General features: G+C 40.3%; 6 protein-coding genes. 3 read left to right on the plus strand and 3 right to left on the minus strand.

Features of this window, described 5'->3' with window-relative positions; translation table 11 throughout:
* Positions 1–27: 27 nt before the first annotated feature.
* On the minus strand, positions 28–543 hold the full coding sequence (locus FEE95_RS07480) for a hypothetical protein (RefSeq protein ID WP_138657252.1): 516 nt from the start codon (positions 541–543) through the stop codon (positions 28–30).
* Positions 544–665: 122 nt separating this feature from the next.
* Between FEE95_RS07480 and FEE95_RS07485 the strand changes: the two genes are divergently transcribed.
* Complete coding sequence (locus FEE95_RS07485; protein ID WP_138657253.1) at positions 666–2,609, plus strand: glycoside hydrolase family 3 protein; 1,944 nt, start codon at positions 666–668, stop codon at positions 2,607–2,609.
* Between the two features lie 65 nt (positions 2,610–2,674).
* Positions 2,675–3,436 carry an exodeoxyribonuclease III gene (locus FEE95_RS07490; protein WP_138657254.1) on the plus strand — a complete coding sequence of 254 codons (762 nt, stop codon included), beginning with the start codon at positions 2,675–2,677 and terminating at the stop codon, positions 3,434–3,436.
* A 61-nt stretch (positions 3,437–3,497) separates the two neighbouring features.
* Here the strand turns inward: FEE95_RS07490 and FEE95_RS07495 are convergent, their stop codons facing one another.
* The gene (locus FEE95_RS07495) at positions 3,498–11,915 is read right to left on the minus strand and encodes a T9SS type B sorting domain-containing protein (protein WP_138657255.1); all 8,418 of its coding nucleotides are present in this window, start codon (positions 11,913–11,915) and stop codon (positions 3,498–3,500) included.
* Between the two features lie 289 nt (positions 11,916–12,204).
* Between FEE95_RS07495 and FEE95_RS07500 the strand changes: the two genes are divergently transcribed.
* On the plus strand, positions 12,205–13,245 hold the full coding sequence (locus FEE95_RS07500; protein ID WP_138657256.1) for an aldo/keto reductase: 1,041 nt from the start codon (positions 12,205–12,207) through the stop codon (positions 13,243–13,245).
* Positions 13,246–13,345: 100 nt separating this feature from the next.
* Here the strand turns inward: FEE95_RS07500 and radA are convergent, their stop codons facing one another.
* Entirely contained in the window at positions 13,346–14,707 is a 1,362-nt protein-coding gene (gene radA / locus FEE95_RS07505; RefSeq protein WP_138657257.1) for a DNA repair protein RadA, read from the minus strand.
* Positions 14,708–14,750 lie beyond the last annotated feature (43 nt).

Raw genomic sequence — 14,750 nt, forward strand, 5'->3', positions numbered from 1 at the left:
ATTTTTAATGAAGCACTAAAATAGAATTTAAAATCGAAAACCAAGAGACAAACCAGCGCGGTACATAAAAGCATCTTGAAATTCATGCTGATTTATATTGCGCCCTAAGCCAGCATAAACTTCCATTGTTAGTTTTTGACCATAGGTAGACCATTTTCTACCCAAACCAAGGCCTAGTGCAGTAGTACTGTAATCGTTATTTCGATTGCCTAGATTGTTTTCGATATCTGTTTCTCCAGTATAATATAGTCCGAATGCCTCGGCGAAGAGGCCGCTTTTCGGATTGTAACCAAAGTATGCTCTTACATTTGGCCCTATACCAAAATTACCTGTTCTTCCCAATCCATCTCCATTGAAGAAAACCGTTCCGCCGATACTTGTCTCAGGAGTAAAGTAATATTCATAAGAACCCTCGATTGCTGTGGTGGCTAGAAAGCGACCCATATTGAATCTAATTTCATGGTCGTTATACCCATCGCGATAGGCCTGAGCATTCAATAAAAAACCGGTAAAGAGAGTTAGTAAAACAAGTGATTTTTTCATGATATATGGCATTTCTATGTGATGAAATCAAATCTTATACCAAAATTTAAAATTTCCTATCAAGTTGAGTTTTGTACTGTGACAAAGCATATTTTAGTAGCTTTAAAATCCAATAACGAATTATGAAAAAGTTTTTAAGAATTACGGGAAAAATCCTTGGCTTACTTATCGTTCTTTTATTGTTGACTTATCTAATATTTTGGATTAAATGGAAAGTGCAGTCTTCATCAAATATGAAATTGGCAGGAGAAGAGGCTCCAACCTTAATCTTGAATGGAAAAAAATTTCGTGACTTGAACAAGAACGGTAAATTGGACCCCTATGAGGATGACAATTCCGACATAGAATTGCGTATTGACGACCTGTTATCGCAAATGAATTTAGAGGAAAAAGCAGGTACTCTGTTCATTAACATGACGATTATGCGTGATGGGGGTGAATTGAATAAAGTTCCTTCTATTACCAATCCATTTTCTTTACTGTTGGAAATAACCCCTGAACAGGTACTAAAAAAAAGAATGAACCATTTTAATATAATGGAGACTCCTTCAGCTTTTGAAACTGCTACTTGGAACAACAACCTTCAAAAATTGGCCGAGCGTACGCGTTTAGGCATTCCCGTTACAATTGCGACAGATCCAAGGCATGGGGCAGGTTTTGACGCTGGTACTGGGGTGGCTTCGAGTTTTTATTCGCGATGGCCATCGCAATTGGGCATGGGAGCAACAAGAGATTCGGCCTTGGTGCATGAATTTGGAAATATTGCTCGTCAAGAATACGGTACGCTCGGCCTGCGTTTGGCCCTACACCCCATGGCTGATTTGGCAACAGAACCAAGGTGGACAAGGGTGAATGGCTGTTTTAGTGAAGATGCAGAACTTGCCGCAAGACTTACCGAAGCATACGTTTTAGGATTTCAAGGTGACAGCCTGACAAATTCTAGTGTGGCTTGTATGACTAAGCATTTCTCGGGCGGTGGACCACAGGAAGATGGTTGGGATGCACATTTTTCTTCTGGCAAGGGGCAGACTTATCCCGGGAGTAATTTTGATTACCATTTGATACCATTTATAGAGGGCGCCCTCAAAGCCAAAACCGCTCAAATTATGCCATATTATGGTATTCCGAAAGGTCAAACAGGTGAAGAGGTTGCTTTCGCTTTCAACAAAGAAATAATTACCGGTCTACTGCGAGATTCATTGAACTTTCAGGGTGTAATATGTACTGATTGGGGCTTAGTGAGCGATATGCCTGTAAAAGAAGCATCGGCATGGGGGGTCGAACATCTGTCGGAAAAAGAGCGGGTCAAGAAAATCTTGGACGCCGGTTGCGATATGTTGGGCGGTGAATCGCGGCCAGATTTGGTATTGCAATTGCTGGAAGAGGGTGCGATTACTGAAGATCGTTTAGATGTTTCCTTACGACGCATTTTTCGCGATAAATTCCGATTAGGACTTTTTGACAATCCGTATGTTGACACCAAAAATTTGGATGTTGTTGGAAATCCTGATTTTGTGGAAAAAGGTAAAGAGGCCCAACGAAAGGCCCTAGTTTTACTGAAAAATGAGAATAATCTTCTCCCACTTGCCTCTGATAAAAAAGTGTACATCGAAGGTATGGTCGAGGGCCTGGAAAAGTTGTATCCCCAGATTGTTAGCAATGTTTCGGATGCTGACATCATTATTAAGAAATTGAATACTCCATCTTCGCCCCCAATAGGAGATAATTTGCTGGAACGTTTTTTTCCTCAAGGAAGACTTGATTTTCCTGAGGAGGAAAAGACTGAGATTTTAGAACTTATTTCCTCCAAACCAACGATAACTGTATTGGAGATGCAACGTCCGCCTATTGTGCCAGATATCAATGTAGCAAGTAAAGCTGTAATTGCCGATTTTGACTGTCAAGATGAAATTATTTTGGAGTTGATTTTTGGAAAATTTAATCCTTCAGGTAAGTTGCCCATTGAAATACCATCATCGGTTGAAGCTGTGGAAAATCAAATGGAAGATGTGCCCTATGATTCTAAAAATCCGCTATACAAATTCGGTCATGGTCTTTCCTATTGATTTAAAGTTGTAGTTAATTTTCACGTGAAAGGAGCATTGTCTATTTTCGAGTAAAATATTTATAGATGAAAATAGTATCCTATAATGTAAACGGTATTCGAGCCGCATTGAAAAAAGGTTTTATAGAATGGCTACAATCTGTAGACCCTGATGTAATTTGTTTGCAAGAGATTAAGGCACAAGAAGATCAACTTGATTTGTCAGTTTTTAAAGATGCGGGGTATGGGTACAATTACTGGTATAGTGCCCAAAAGAAAGGATATAGTGGAGTTGCTATTCTATCAAAAACCAAACCTGATCATATCGAGTTCGGGACAGGAATAGAAACTATGGATTTTGAGGGAAGAAATCTAAGGGCAGATTTTGGAGACCTTTCTATTATGAGTATGTATTTGCCATCAGGAAGCAACATGGAAAGGTTAGACTTCAAGCTAAACTATATGGCGGAAATTCAAGAATATTTTAATGAACTAAGAAAAGAAAGACCAAATCTTGTTGTTCTTGGAGATTATAATATCTGTCATGAGGCCATTGATATTCATAATCCTGTAGGACTCAAAAACGTATCTGGCTTTTTACCCGTGGAGCGAGAATGGATTGGTAATTTAATAAAAAGTGGATTTATTGACAGTTTTAGACACTTCAATAAAGAACCTGATAATTATACTTGGTGGAGTTACCGTGCGAATGCTAGAAATAATAACAAAGGATGGCGTTTGGATTATGCCATGGTCGCTGATTCTTTGAAAGACCGACTTAAGCGTTCCGTAATTTTATCAGAAGCAAAGCATAGTGATCATTGTCCGATTTTGGTAGAAGTAGATTAAAATTTTAAATCAATAAAAAGCACCGATATTCGGTGCTTTTTATTTTGCAAGAACCAATATCTTATCTGTAGACAGTAACATTGCCAACAAACTCGCGCCTGTCATTAGGCCCGTTTAGTTTAATGACGTACCAGTAATCACCGGTCGGTAAGTCAACCTTGTTATATGAGCCATCCCATTCGCCTTGTCCGATAAACTCTTTTATTGTTCGACCATAGCGATCGTAGATGCGAACATAGATGTCAGGGAATGCTTCAGTGTTTTTGATAATCCATTTGTCTTTATAACCGTCCCCATCAGGCGTAAAGAAATTTGGTATTTCGATATCGATGAATTCCATCGGTACTTGAACACTTGCTTCACATCCTTTTCCATCGACAACGCGGACCAGGTAATTTCCATCTTTATTAATGAAGTAAGAGCCAGTACGACTTGGTGTATCTTCGAAGTAGTAGGTATAATTACCATCACCTCCATTTGCCTCCACTAATATTTCATTGAAAGTTCCATCAAGACTTGTTAGGGTCAATGGAATAATAGCCTCAACTTCAATAGTATTTAATTTTTCAATACAGCCGCCTTGATGAATAATACTGATGTAATGCATGCCCGGAGCGATGTTCTCAAATACAGGACTCGTTTGAGCAGCCGCGGGATTTTCAGAATCAAGCGCGTAAAGTACTTCACTATTGAGTTCCTCATTTTCAAGTGTAACAGTTGTGGTCTGATATGGTACTCCATCTTTACACTCGTATAAAGTTTCGTACGATGCTGTTAAATCGACCCCTACTTTTACTTCTTGGACTAATACATCATAACAGCCGTTGGCATCTGTTATATAGATATTGTAGAAACCACCATCTAAATTATCCAAAAGTAAATTGCTTCCTGATATTGTTGTAGACGGATCATTCAGTCCAGTGAGGTTGTATTCGTATGGAGTTGTTCCTCCAGATATATTTAGTTCAATCAATCCATTATCATCCGTTGAACATTCTTCATCATCAACTCGTGCTACGTTAATCGCCAATGCGGCAGTTGGTACAACAACAGTAATATTATCCAAAAGGAATTCGCATCCGTTGGCATCTTGCACAATAACCGAATACGTTCCGCCATCAAGTCCCTCAAAAACATTCGAATTTTGTGCTTTTTGAGGTTGTGAAGAGATAATATATTGGTGAGGTGCTACACCACCTTGAGAATTAACGGTAATGCTACCATTGAGTTCTCCAAAACATTGTACATTTTGAACTGTTCCTAGTGTTGCTGACAATACTGGGGGTTCATCAATGATTATTGGCGTATCATTGTAATCTTCACAGTTTCCAGCTCCAGTTGCTCGGATTCTATAAGTTCCAGGGCCTAAATTTTCGAAGATTCCCGAATTTTGTACAGCTCCTGTAAGGGTTCCATTTAACTCTAGTTGATACTGATATTCACCAAGACCTCCTATGGCAGTTGCTATTAGTACAGCATCAGATTCACCATTGCAATTAATAATGGTATTATTATCGTCTACAGTTACTTCTAAAGGCTCTACCACATTTATTGTGCGAATAACGGTTAGCGGAGATATACAAGTTGGTGTTGCTAAATCCCTAACTGAGAATTCGTACTTAGCTGATGCCAGAGCTGGGTAAACCGTTTGTGTGCTCCATCCCGTAACATGTGCTGCTGGAGAAACAATACTAAATTCATAAGCGCCAGACCCGCCGGTCGCCGAAACTGTAATCTCACCAGAGTTGGGAGTACAATTAGGCTCTTGCGTAATCGCCGCATCTATTTCTAGAATAGGAGGATCGGTTATTGAGAGGGTAGCCGTGGTGGCGTCACAACCGTATCCGTCAATTACTGTAACCGTATAATCACCTTGCACTAAACCAGTAAATGTATTGGAAGTTTGAGGTACGCTACTAATTCCAGTTGTGACATTGTCTAAGATAAATTGATATGCCGTTGGACCGTTCAATCTTGTAGCGACAACCGAAATACTTCCGTTGTCTGCACCTGGACAATCCGTATTGGTAACAGATATAGTTGCTGGGTCTATAGTAATAAGATCTATTGGGGAAATGGTAAAAGGTTTTGTGACATTTGCGCATCCGCGTAAGTCGCGAAGTGTAATCTCATAGTTTATTCCAGAAGTAAGTCCGCTGAAAACATTGTTCGGGTCAAAATCTTGAATCGGAGTACCAGGACTAGCCGTATCTATCAATCGGAATTCGTATCCACCCCAACCACCATCAGGAGTTGCCGTAATTTGAGCATCGTTTCCTGGAATACATGTTAATTCCTGCGTTTGCCCAAAGGTGAAGTCCATTACTTTCACCGGAGATTGTATGGTAATATGGTCTGTTACAGCAGCACATTTAGGTACGTCGGTTGCCCTTACTTCCACGAAATACGTGCCTACCGGAAGAGTTGTAACCGAAGTACTTCCTGAAGATGTATTGTCAGAACCATTTACAACCGAAACGGTTGGCGCATTGGTGTTATAAATTTCATAGTCGAAGGCTCCTGAATATCCTGAAACCGTGAATTCAATTCCTCCATCTGAACCTCCAAAACAATAAATGTCGTTTAATTTGGCACCAACGACTTCAATAGTGTCAAAAGGTGCAATGGTATGAACTACTTGAGCCGTGCAACGTGTGACCGTATCGGTTAGTTCAAAAACATAAGTACCCGGATTTCCAGCACCCAAATCAATAGAACCATGACCAGTTCCGTTAATCAAATTGCCGGAAGGAAGCTCTCTAACTTCATAATTTGGAATTCCAGTACCATCGGCGCCAACAACATTGATAATTTCATTGTCAACGCAATTCATTGGACCAGAACTCACTCGAACTATTGAGGCAGTTACTTTTGTAGCAGCAGGTACATTAACTGTTGTTTGGTCCGTACAATTGTTAGCGTCAATTACATCTATGGTAACAATGCGTGCAGTTGTTAAGTATGGAATATCGTAGGTAGTGCTATTTGTAAAACTACTCCCATTAAAACTATATACATAAGGTGCTTTACCAGTTGCCCCAGCAGATACCGTAATTGTGGCCATTCCTAAATTATTGTCACTTGTACAAGTAAAAAGAGATACGGTTGGAGTTGATAATTGTAAAAGTGTGGGTTCACTAATAGCTATTCCCGTTAAGGATTGAATACAGTTTTTGGAAGAACGAATATCAACATCATGTAAACCAGGGGTTAGCCCTTCAAAAACATTTGAAGATTGATAGGCTCCTCCGTCAATTCTGTATTCATAGGCCACATCAAGATTGTCCGCTGTTGGGTTGCGACCAATAATAATCTTACCATCATTCGCTCCATTACAGGTAACAGATTCCTTTGATTCCACGATAAAATCAGGAGCCACAGGAACTGTCAATTGAAGTGGAGGAGTATCTTGTGTTGGACATCTTTCAGCAGGTAATATTTGAGGGTCGATATCGGTAACCGTATACACATAGTTTACTCCAGCCGCCAAACGGTCAAATATACCAGTGGTGTTGGTTTCCTCGCCAGGAGCATAAGAGGCTGGAATAGGGTTAATCGTAAATTGGAAAGTTCCTGAACCGCCATATGCTGAGGCCAACATTTCTCCATTATCAGTATTAGACGTATCGCAATCTACCGTTTTAGTAATCTTTGATTGCGCTACCAATTGAGGATAGATAAAGATGTTTTGAGATACGGAACATCCGTTTTCGTCACGAATCTCCAAGGTATGGTTCCCTGGGCCTAATTGTTTGTTTGGCGTTGTCGTAACTTCCCCGTCCCAAATGTATTTTGGTGCCCCATCTACTGGATTGGTTCCTGGGTTTGTAAGAGTCGCAACCACATCATAAATCTCATTGGTCGAAGTACATCTATTGGTAACATCAACTTTGTCAATTGCTGGAATAGCATCTTGAGTTATGGTAACAGGAGTTCCCAATTCGGCAATACATCCGCTTCCATCACGTACATAAACTTGATAAATGTTGTTAGTGCCATCATATGCCGATGGTGTGATTTCTTGGTACGTATCTGCACTCCAAGCTGATGCAGGTAAAGTTGCTGGATCCGTGCCATCAACTACATAAGCGTACTCATAAGGATGCCAGCTGGTTTGGTCTAGTTTATTTCTTCTATTGAAATAGGTTTGATTGTCCCAACCTCCGGTAGCATTAACTGCTATTTGCGCACCTACGTGACAGTTAGCCGGAACATATTGCTCCAATTCAATTTGTAGCTTTGCTTTCGGGCGATAAATCAAAAACCTTTCACCTGCGGTACATCCCGAGCTATCCTCAACTTCTACGACATACCAAGCTACCCTCATGTTTGGAATATTCAAAGTGAGAGGTGCCCCTGTTCCTGAAACACTTTGATTATAGTGAAAAGCTGTGTTAGCTGGTCGACCGGCGTTATAGATTTTAATATCCACATTTCCTGGGGCGTAGTTCTCAATCGTTAATTGAACCTCACCGTCTTGAGCATTTCTACAGGTTTCACTTTGTGGAACGGCATCTACGGTTATAAATCCTGTAGGCGGTTGAACGATAGGACGAAGCGATCTCCATCTCACACAACCAGTGTTTAAATCTCTAATGGCAACCGAGTAGGCTACCCCAAATAAAAGTTTACCATATAGTGCGCTATTGGTGAATCGATAATCACGTTCATTTTCAGGGTCTAGGGGATCATAAAGCGGATTTTCGGCATCGTCGAAAGGTCTCCATCCACTGTTTACGTCATCTTCAATACCATCGCCATCATCATCGATAAGCTGATATGGGTAAAGCCGTACTTCGAAAGGCCCTTCCAAATCTGGTGTGCCATCATTATCACTATCTATATTCGTAATCGAAAAATCATAGGTAGCTCCGTTCGCGCAGGTCTGTAATGCTACGGGACTTGTAACTCCGGAGGGAATAGGAGGTGAATCAATGGTATATACAGCTGACTCCCATAAACAACCTTTATCATCTTCGATTCGAACAACAAAATGATGCGCCCAGTACATTCTAATATCAAAACCTGTATTTGTGCCATAAAGTGCTGGCTTGCTAGCGCTGTTATAATTGGAGTTCGTCGCTAAGTCAATATTTTCATAACGCCGGTAGGTCCAAGTTCTGGTCTCATCACCTGCTTCGTATTTTACTCTGTCTCGTACACGAACCAATGAAATGGTTACTGGACTAGTTGAGTTTTGAATGTTCTTCACTTTGATATTTCCCCAAACGTTCCCACCTGCTACGGGATCACATTGGATATCAGTTTTTTCGATTTCAGCCGTTATCGCTGATTCTGCACCGATTATTGCTTGAACTCCCGTAAGCTCGCAACCTAAGGCATCTCGAATACTATAATTGTATGTTGTAGCGTCTAAATTACTATAGATTGTTTTTGACGTAAATGGACTTCCATCGAAACTATATAAATAAGGTGGAGTACCGCCATTTGCTATTAATTCAATAGAACCTGTACCGTCCTTTCCACAAGCTGTATCAGAAACACTATGACTTGAAGTCAAGGCTGGAGATAAAACCACATTGACAGGGTCAGTGGTAAAAATGCATCCTTTGGCATCAGTAACTTCGAAAGTATATGATCCGGCAGCACCTGCGTTAAAAGGCACCGTAGCTGTGGAGTAACCACTTCCACTATCAACTCTATAGGTATATGGAGGATAACCTTCTTCAGGAGTTACTTCAATTATAGCATCAGGTGTAGCACCACAGCCCAAGGGTTTAGTAATCTGAGCCAAAGCGAACAGTTGACCCGAAATTTTTGTATCGGCTACAATCGTTTCACAACCATTATTACCAATAACCTTAACGATATACTCATCGGGAGTAAGGTTTGAAAGTGTAAATGTTCCGCCGGTAATCGGTAGAGGAGTGCCATTATTCACAGAGTAGAAGTATGGAGCTTCGCCAGCTGTAACATCAATTTTAAGTTCTCCTTTCGTTGCTGTTGAATAGCAGTAGTTAGAGCTTGCGATGTCTACAGTTGAGGTTGGACCTCCTTGGTCAGTTAGATTGAAAGTGGTTGTGTCAAGCAGACAACCATTGACATCCGTTACCCGAATCGTATGTGTGCCAGGTTGACTCAGACCAGTTATGGTTTTGTTGCTTTGAGAAGGAGTTATCGTGTTGTCCGGTTGTTGAACGGCATAGGTGTAACTTCCCCAGCCACCGGAGGCCTCAATGGTAACCGAACCGGGCATTCCGCAATTCATACTGCCTATGGAAAAAGAATCTACAGTCAATGGGGACGGTGGGCCACTTACCGTTACAGTTTCTACTTTTTGACAAGTTCCCGATATATCGGTGATGTACAGGGTATAGGTGTCGGCCCATAAGTTGGAGATGGTCGCTGGTGAGCTTGTTGCTCCATAAACCCCATAACCTGTCGGCAATCCAGCACCATCTACGACATCTATACTGAATGAAGTATCAAAATTGTTTACGGAGACTTCAATGCTTCCATCGGATGTTCCTGCCGCAGCACAACTTACGTTATTTTTAACTAGTACGTTTGTGGTAAACTGAATCGGATTTGGAACAATAAAATTCCGGACTATCTTACATCCGTCATCGGCCGTAACTTCAAAGGTGTAGGTGTTTGGTAGAAGTCCATTGAACGTGTCTCCGGGTGCATTAATAACAGTAGGAGCTGTGATTCTAAATGTGAATGGAGCTTCTCCGTTTTGAACGGCAACTTGAACATCGGTTGCACCAGTAGAACAATCGACATTACTTGTTATAAAAGTCAAGTCTGATGGATTTGACCCAGCGCTAACAGCTTGGTCTACTGTGGTGGTACAACCGAGAGCATCTTTTATAGTTATGGTGTAATCACCGGCTCCTAATCCTGTTAAAGCTGCACTGCTTTGAAAATCAACACCATTTAAACTGTATTCAAACGGAGCTGTTCCACCTGCGGTAACTGAAGCTGTGATAGTAGCCGAGCCATTAGTACAGTCAATTTGCTGCGTTACTGCCGCACTTGCTGTAAATGCTGGACCGGTATTTATATCAACAGGGTTGGCTGTTATGTCGCATGTACCCCCAGCTTTTTCTTTTCTGATAATTGCTGTGTAGCTTCCGGCAGTTAGATTACTAAAAACATTTGAAGTTTGAAAACTACCTCCTCCATCAATACTGTATGTGATTGAATAGCCTTGCGTATCAGTAACATCAACGGTTAGACTTCCATCATCGGTACCGTTACAGCTTATATCCTTCGGAATTACGGTGTAAGTGATTTCCGTTTCCGTTGTTATGTTCACTGGACTTGCATCTACTTCGCATCCGTTTGCATCTCTTAGGTTAATGGTATAAGCACCTGCTGTTCCCGCGGCAATTGTGGTTTGATTACCTGAATTAAAAGGCAGGTAACTTCCCCCGTTATCTAGACTATATTCGAAGGGCGGATTTCCTCCAGTAGGAGATACGGTAATAATTCCATCAGTACAATCAATATTTTTAGTAACCACCACATTGGGTTGAATATTTACAAACCCAGGAATAGTTTCAATTGCATTGTAGGTGCAATTTGATACGCTGGCTAGGGTGACTTCAATATCGTAAGTTCCAGCTCCTAAATTTGGGAAAGTGTAGGAGTTACTGGTCACAGGCCCTGAAGAGTTTATTAAACTTCCACCCTGACTAATCTTAAATACATAAGTTGAAGATGCATTGTTAATATCCACTTGAATACCGCCTTGAGCTGCGTTACAGCTAATGGGTAAGACGGTTGTTGTTGCATCTATACTATTATTTCCAACGGCTAGGTTATCTAGAATGAATACGCATCCATCTGTATCATTTTTTCGACGTATTTGAACATCATAATCGCTTACACTACTTATTGAAAATACATTTGAATCTTGCCAAGTAGCGCCACTATTGATACTATATTCATAAGTGGAAGGCACATTGTTGATTGTGATGCTTCCTGAAGTACCACAATCAATATTTGTTACTACTGCACTTGGATCGAGTCCGTTTGCGTAGACATTGAAATAAAATCTTTCAGACGAATTATCATTGTATTGCACATAGATACGGTACTGCCCCCCAGCGCTAATATTGTATTGTGTATTGGTACTAACTTGATTCCACGTACATGTAGGAGAAGTGTTAGCGCAATTTAACTGGGCGGGAGAACAACTTCCTTCTTGCAATTTGGACCAAATAATTTGTTTTAAGTTAGGAATATTCGTTGTCAACAACCGTTGGGCATTTGCTCCGCACAAAAATATTTCATGGAGTTCACTACCATCATCGCTACAAATAAGAACATTGTCAGAAATGCCGGAAAGAGGATGCGCAAAAAGAAATGCTGACTCTATTTCAATCTCATTTTTTTCTTCAATTACGAATATTTCAGGAACGAAAAATGCAAATAATGACGAAGCTGTAAGAATAAGCATCGAAAAAATAGCAAATTGTTTTGGTCGAAATGAATACCTAAAAGTAGTCATATGTAGGTTTTTAGTTGGCAGTTATTTTTGTCAATAAATTGGGGATGCTATCGACAAAAGGCTTTTTAAATAACGTTTCAAAACAGGGCCTTAGTATCCCAAAAATTGAGAATAAAACGGTTTTTCGATGTCTGCCTGATAATATAGGACAACAGGCGTATAATTTTTTCTTTGAAAATCATAATTATTTGATAAACAGAGTATTATCAATGCGTATGATATTCTGCTTAAAACTGCCTAAAAATTTGATAAATTTGCTTTTCTATAAAAGTGAGAACCGACAATTTCTATGGAATATACCAACTTGCCCCATACTGATATCGAGGTCAGTAAAATATGCTTGGGCACCATGACATGGGGTAACCAGAATACTGAGGCCGAAGGTCATGAACAAATGGACTATGCCCTTGATAAAGGGGTTAATTTTTTTGATACCGCCGAGTTATATCCGATTCCTGCACATCCAGATCGCCATTCTTTGACCGAAAAGATTATTGGTACCTGGTTTAAGAAAAATGGGAATCGTGACAAGGTGGTTTTAGCATCTAAGATTGTTGGGAAAGCACCTTTCACTAAATATATTCGTACTACCGGTTTTTCAAGAGATTCAATTATTGAGGCGGTTGAAGGAAGTTTACAGCGATTGCAGACCGATTATATTGACTTGTATCAGCTACATTGGCCAGAGCGCAATACTAACTATTTTGGTAAACGAGGTTATAAGCACGATGTTTCTGATCACTGGAAAGACAATATTCACCAAGTCTTGGAAACCCTGAGAGATTTGATTCGAGAAGGTAAAATCCGTCAAGTAGGATTGAGTAATGAAAATCCGTGGGGCATTATGCGCTTTCTTGAAGAAAGTAAGGTGCACGCAAGTTTACCCAGAATGATTACTGTACAAAACCCATATAGTTTATTAAATCGGCAATTTGAAATTGGCTCATCAGAGATTGCAATGCGCGAGGATATCAAACTTTTGGCCTATTCGCCATTAGGATTTGGAGCGCTAACCGGCAAATATTTGGGGGGTAGACTACCTGAGAATTCGCGACTTGCACTTTTCCCTAATTACAATAGATACATTCAAGGCAACTCAGTTGTAGCCACTCAAAAGTATTATGAATTGGCGCAGTCTAACGATTTGTCATTGACACATATGGCCTTGGCCTTTGTGAATACCAGACCTTTTTTGACTAGTAATATTATTGGTGCAACCACTATGAAACAACTTGAGCAAAACATTGCGAGTATCAATGTCAAGTTGAGCACTGAAGTTTTAGATGGTATTGATGCAATTCACAATGAAATACCTAACCCAGCACCATAATGACTACTCAATTTCTGAAAATAGGTATTTGGCAAATTGGACTAATTTTAGTCGTAATTGTAATATTTATGATTTTGGCTAGAATTATGAGAGATAAGCGTTAACCGAATAAACCACTCACTACATCTTCAATTCTTGAAGCCGGTTCAATATGTATCTTGGAGTTATGAAGACCAATTTTATTGTTTTTAGATACGTAAATGGTTTTGAAACCTAATTTTTCAGCTTCTAATATGCGCTGTTCTATACGTTGAACAGGCCTGATTTCACCTGCGAGTCCGACTTCAGCTGCAAAACATACTCCTTTTTCAATCGGAATATCTTCGTTGCTCGAAAGTATGGCCGCAATAACGGCCAAATCGATAGCGGGATCATCTACAGAAATTCCACCTGTAATATTTAAGAATACATCTTTTGCGCCCAATTTAAAACCCGCCCGTTTTTCCAATACCGCTAAAAGCATGTTGAGCCTTTTTGCATTATAACCGGTTGTAGATCTTTGTGGAGTTCCGTATACAGCAGTACTTACCAAGGCTTGAATTTCAATCATTAACGGTCGCATTCCTTCGACCGTAGACGCAATTGCCGTACCACTTAATCCTTCGTCGCTTTTTGAGATTAGTATTTCGGATGGATTATTCACTTGTCGCAATCCTCCCCCTTGCATTTCGTAAATACCTAATTCGGCCGTAGAACCGAAACGATTTTTCAAAGCGCGTAAGATGCGGTATACATAATTCCGGTCCCCTTCGAATTGTAAAACCGTATCGACCATATGCTCTAAGATCTTTGGGCCGGCAATTGAGCCATCTTTGGTAATATGGCCAATTAGTATCACAGGAGTATTAGTTTCTTTTGCAAATTTTATCAGCTCAGCAGTACATTCGCGGACTTGTGAAATGCTTCCGGCCGCCGATTCAATATAATCTGAATGCAAAGTCTGGATTGAATCTATGACCACAATATCGGGTTCTGTAGCTTCTATCTGTTGAAAGATGTTTTGGGTTTTTGTTTCCGTTAGGATAAGGCAAGTTTCACTATTCGGATGAATACGATCTGCGCGCATCTTGATTTGTTTCTGGCTTTCTTCCCCTGAAACATAAAGCGTTTTATACGGAAGCTTTAATGCAATTTGAAGCAGCAATGTACTCTTTCCAACACCTGGTTCACCACCTAAAAGAACCAACGCACCTGGTACTAAGCCACCACCCAGAACACGATTGAATTCCAAGTCGAAAGTGTTTAGGCGTAGTTCTTTTTCAGTACTTATTTCATTTACACGGAGGGGTTTAGCAACTTTTCGTTTGCTATTCGAGGCAGGCTTCCAACTCTTTTTTTGTTCTTTCTGAACAACTTCTTCTACAACAGTATTCCATTCTTTACAGGCTGAACACTGCCCTACCCATTTGGCATATTGAGTACCGCAGTTTTGACAGAAAAATGCTGTTTTTGTTTTCGCCATTGCTTCATTTGAAGGTTGGCGTTAAAGGTAATAAGAAGTTTGA

The organism is Maribacter algarum (ex Zhang et al. 2020) (assembly GCF_005885635.1).
Taxonomy (GTDB): Bacteria; Bacteroidota; Bacteroidia; order Flavobacteriales; family Flavobacteriaceae; genus Maribacter_C; species Maribacter_C algarum.